At 66.0% G+C, this 4,614-nt stretch carries 5 protein-coding genes and 1 pseudogene; all 6 read right to left on the bottom strand.

From position 1 onward, the window contains the following. Window positions 1–771, bottom strand: a 771-nt coding sequence (locus tag EN742_RS25100) for a GMC family oxidoreductase N-terminal domain-containing protein (RefSeq protein ID WP_189375567.1), incomplete at its 3' end; no start/stop codon positions are given. A gap of 88 nt (window positions 772–859) precedes the next feature. Then, window positions 860–1,393: a DUF934 domain-containing protein gene (locus EN742_RS25095; RefSeq protein WP_127405924.1), complete on the bottom strand. Its 534-nt coding sequence runs from the start codon at window positions 1,391–1,393 to the stop codon at window positions 860–862. Window positions 1,394–1,531: 138 nt separating this feature from the next. Beyond that, on the bottom strand, window positions 1,532–2,296 hold the full coding sequence (locus tag EN742_RS25090; protein ID WP_127405925.1) for a phosphoadenylyl-sulfate reductase: 765 nt from the start codon (window positions 2,294–2,296) through the stop codon (window positions 1,532–1,534). Next, entirely contained in the window at window positions 2,271–3,941 is a 1,671-nt protein-coding gene (locus tag EN742_RS25085; RefSeq protein ID WP_127405926.1) for a nitrite/sulfite reductase, read from the bottom strand. The genes EN742_RS25090 and EN742_RS25085 overlap by 26 nt, the downstream gene beginning before the upstream one ends. A gap of 43 nt (window positions 3,942–3,984) precedes the next feature. Then, window positions 3,985–4,290, bottom strand: a complete 306-nt coding sequence (locus EN742_RS25080; RefSeq protein ID WP_126058276.1) for a DUF2849 domain-containing protein — start codon at window positions 4,288–4,290, stop codon at window positions 3,985–3,987. Further along, window positions 4,287–4,614, bottom strand: a pseudogene (locus tag EN742_RS25075) (uroporphyrinogen-III C-methyltransferase); the annotation flags it as partial. The gene EN742_RS25080 and the pseudogene EN742_RS25075, both read right to left, overlap by 4 nt.

The following is a 4,614-nucleotide window of genomic DNA, read 5'->3' as shown; positions in this document are numbered from 1 at the left end:
GCACAGGATGACCTCGCGCCTGGCTTCAGCCACGGCTTCGCTCTTGCCGGCACGATAGCGCACGCCCGTCGCGCGCTTGCCGTCGAGCACCACGTCGGTCGCCTGCGCGCCGGTGATGACGGTGAGGTTCGGCCGGCCCATCGCGGAATGCAGATAGGCGGCCGCAGCCGAGCAGCGCTCGCCATTGCGGCGCTCGCCCCAGAATTGCGTGACCTGGTAGAGCCCCGCTCCTTCCTGCTCGGGTCCGTTGAAATCGTCGTTACGGCGGATTTGGTTTTCGCCGCAGGCCTCGACGAAGGCTTTCGAGATCGAACGCGGCTCCTGCTGCTCGGCCACCCTGAGCGGTCCGTCGCCGCCGTGCAGCGCATCAGTGCCGCGCTGGTTGCCTTCGGCGCGCCGGAAATAGGGCAGCACCTCGCTCCACGACCAGCCGTCGCAGCCGAGATCGGCCCATTCGTCATAGTCGCGAGCGTGGCCGCGCGTGTAGAGCATGGCGTTGATGGCGCTTGAGCCGCCCAGCGCCTTGCCGCGCGGCTGGTAGCCCTTGCGGCCGCCAAGCCCTTCCTGCGGCACCGTCTCGAAGCCCCAATTGTTGATCTTCGGCCGGCCCGGCAGCAGGGCGATGATGCCGGCCGGCGCGCGGATCAAGAGATCCTTGCCGTCGCCGCCCGCTTCGATCAGGCAGACCGTCTTCGATGCATCCTCGGAAAGCCTGGCGGCAAGCGTGCAGCCGGCGGAACCGCCGCCGGCGATGACATAGTCGTAGCGCATGGTCTCCTCCCGGCGGATATTTCCGTCCGTGCGGTCAGAGAAAGCCTGCTTGCGCGCGTTGTAAAGACGTCGACGAGTTACCGCAGGGTCAGCCCGCGCGTTTGCGCCGCCAGGAATATTTCGGCCCCTTGGCCTCCGGCTCAGCGGTCGGCTGGTAATAGAGCCCCAGCCCGCCGGTATGGCCTTCCTCAAGTCGCTTCAAGAGCACCGGATTCGAGATTTCGAACTCGTCGAAACCGACCCGCAGCATATGCGGCAGCTGGTCGACCAGCACCTGGCCGGTAGCGCGGACCGCGCCCTCGAAATGATGGCGGCTGCGCAGCAATTCGCCCTTGGAGAAGGAGCGGCCGTCATTGAACGCCGGGAAGGCCAGCGCCACCAGCGACAGCTGGTCGAGCAGGCCGACGATCTTGTCGAGCTCGTCGCCGGGCTGCAGCAGCACCCCGATGCGTTCCCTGGCCGACTTGCGCACCTCAAGGTCGAGCCCCAGGAACGCCTGCAGCGGCAGGATGAAGCGGCCGTTGCCGGCGAGTGCCTCGGCGCTCTCGGCCTGGATCCACTCGTCCTCGCGGAAACCGTTCGGGGTCCAGAGGCGGGTTTCCGATTTGGTCGGCTCAGTCATCAAAATTCCCAAAATCCAAAAATCAAAGGATGTGTCGCGTTTCAGGGCAGGCCGAGCCCGAGCGGAGCGTCCCATGGTGCGTGAGCACTGCAGGACACCGACGATTGCGGGCCAGCCTCACCTGAATATCAACATAGCCTAAAGGGATGCGTCGGTCAGCGACTTCTCCAGGCCGGAAAGGTGGATGCCGCACTCTGTCTTGGCGTGCCCGGCCCAGCGGCCGCTGCGCGCGTCCTCGCCCGGCTGTACCGGCTGCGTGCACGGGAAGCACCCGATCGACAGATAGCCATAGGCGACCAGCGGATTTTCGCGCAGCGCGTGCGCGCGCATGTAGTCGGCCTGGTCCGAAGTCGTCCAGTGCGCCAGCGGATTAATGCGGATGCGCGAGCCGACCGCCTCGAAGACCGGAAGCGCCGCGCGCGTCGAGGCCTGGAAGCGCTTGCGCCCGGTGAACCAGGCGCGGAACGGCTCGACGCCGCGTGCCATCGGCTCGACCTTGCGCACGTTGCAGCAGGCGTCGGTGTTGGTCTCGTGCAGCCTGCCGGTCGGATCGACGCGTTCGAGCGCGGCCTCTTCCGGCTTGATCACCCTGACGTCGGTGAAGCCGAAATCGGCGACCAGCGCATCGCGATAGCCGAGCGTTTCCTCGAAATGCTTGCCGGTGTCGAGGAAGATCACCGGCAGCGCGCGGTCGACCTTGGCGATCATGTGCAGCAGCACGGCGGAATCGGCGCCGAAGGAGGAAACGGCGGCGATGCCGCCGCGAAACAGCTCGTTCGCCGAGCGCTCGATGACCTCGATCGGGCTGAGGTGGCCGTAAAGCGCGTCCAGCCCCGCCGCCTCGGCGGCGACGCCGGCCTCGACATCAACGACCCGGTCAAGCGGCCTTGGTTTCGCCAGCATAGAGCGCCTCCTTGAACGGCGCGGGACCGACTCTGCGGTAGGCGTCGATAAAACGTTCCGAGGGACTGAGCCGAAGGCCGAGATAGGTATCGACGATCTGCTCGATGGCGTCGGTGATCTCTTCCGACGAGAAGCCGCGGCCGATGATCTCGCCGACGGAGGTGTTCTCGTCGGCCGAGCCGCCGAGGGTGACCTGGTAAAGCTCGGAGCCCTTCTTCTCGACGCCGAGAATGCCGATGTGGCCGACATGATGATGGCCGCAGGCATTGATGCAGCCGGAGATCTTCAGCTTCAGCTCGCCGATCTCGCGCTGCCGTTCCAGCGAAGCGAAGCGCTGCGAGATCTCCTGCGCCACCGGAATGGAACGGGCCGTGGCCAGCGCGCAATAGTCGAGGCCGGGGCATGAGATGATGTCGCTGATCAGGTTGGAGTTGGCCGTCGCCAGGCCGATGTCGACCAACGCGTCATAGACGGCCTTCAGATCGGCGCGCGCCACATGCGGCAGGATCAGGTTCTGCTCATGGCTGACGCGCAGTTCGTCGAAGGCGTATTTCTCGGCGATGTCGGCGACCGCCTCCATCTGGCTGTCGGTGGCGTCGCCAGGCACCTCGCCGATGCCCTTCAGCGAGATCGTCACCGCCGCATAGTCGGGATGGCGATGCGTCACCACATTCTGGTCGAGCCATTCCGAGAAATTCTTGGAATCGAGCCGCGCCAGCTTCACTGCCGCGTCGCCTTCCGGCCGCTCGGCCAGACCCGGCGGCGTGAAATAGGCGTTGATGGCACCGATGTCGGCTTCCGGCAGCTTCAGCTCGGCGTCCTTCAGCTCCTGCCACTCGGCCTCGACCTGGCGCGTGATCTCCTCGACGCCGGTCTCGTGGACGAGGATCTTGATGCGCGCCTTGTACTTGTTGTCGCGGCGGCCATAGAGGTTGTAAACGCGCAGAATCGCCGTGCAGTAGGAGAGAAGATCGGCTTCCGGCAGGAAGTCGCGGATCTTCCGCGCCACCATCGGCGTGCGGCCCTGGCCGCCGCCGACATAGACGGCGAAGCCGAGCTCGCCGGCCGCGTTCTTCTTCAGGTGCAGGCCGATGTCATGCGTCTGGATGGCGGCGCGGTCGCGCTCCGCACCCGTCACCGCTATCTTGAACTTGCGCGGCAGGAACGAGAATTCCGGATGCACCGACGACCATTGCCGCAGGATCTCGGCATAGGGGCGCGGATCGGCAACCTCGTCGGCGGCGGCACCGGCGAAATGATCGGCGGTGACGTTGCGGATGCAATTGCCGCTGGTCTGGATGGCGTGCATCTCGACGCTGGCGAGATCGGCCAGGATCGCGGGAATGTCGGAGAGCGCCGGCCAGTTGAACTGTATGTTCTGGCGGGTCGTGAAATGACCGTAGCCCTTGTCGTATTTGCGCGCGATGTGGCCGAGCATGCGCAGCTGCTTGCTGTTCAGCGTGCCATAGGGCACCGCGATGCGCAGCATATAGGCATGCAGCTGCAGATAGACGCCGTTCATCAGCCGGAGCGGCCGGAACTGGTCCTCGGTGATCTCACCGGCAAGCCGGCGTTGCACCTGGTCGCTGAACTCGGCGACGCGGGCCTGAACGAAATCGTGGTCGAACTCATCGTAACGGTACATGCTTCGTCTTTCAGGGCGCGTCCGCCCGCATTGCCTGTTTGGTCTATGCCGCCCGCACGGGTTGCGGGCTCGCCTGCTTGCCGAGATCTTCGCGGATGGTCGGCCCGGCGGCGCGGATCTTTTCGCGCAACCGCACCGGCTCGACCAATCCGTCGACCACCGTGACGTCGATCAGGTTGACGTCGACCACCTCGTTGTTGGCGTAGGCGGCAGCGCCGATCGCTTCCAGCCGGTCTTCCGCCGCCTTGTCATGGGCGAGGTCGGCACCGCCGACCGTCTCCGCCCAGCCGCCATCGGCGTACCAGACGGCGATGCCGTCGGTGAGCCTGTTCGCGGTCAGAACTTTCATTGTTCAACTCCTTCGGCCGCTACGCTGGCCGTATCTTCATGCCTGTGTGCCGCGAGCGGCTCGGAACGTTCGAAATTGGCGCCGGCGACCGCATCGCCGATGATGGTCATGACCGGGCCGGTGAGATCGGCGCGGGCCTCCAGCGACGGCAGGTCGGCCAGCGTGCCGTGGAAGCGGCGACGGTTGCCGAGGCTGGCGTTCTCGACCACGGCGACCGCGGTGTCGGGCGACAGGCCCGCCTCGATCAGCCGGCCGGCGACTTCGGCCGCGACCGAACGGCCCATATAGACGGCGACGGTGGCGCCGGAAATGGCGAGCTTGGCC

Source organism: Mesorhizobium sp. M4A.F.Ca.ET.020.02.1.1 (assembly GCF_004022645.1).
In the GTDB taxonomy this organism is placed as follows: Bacteria; Pseudomonadota; Alphaproteobacteria; order Rhizobiales; family Rhizobiaceae; genus Mesorhizobium.
Note: the sequence above shows the minus strand (reverse complement) of the source record. Positions and strands in the feature narration are given on the sequence as shown.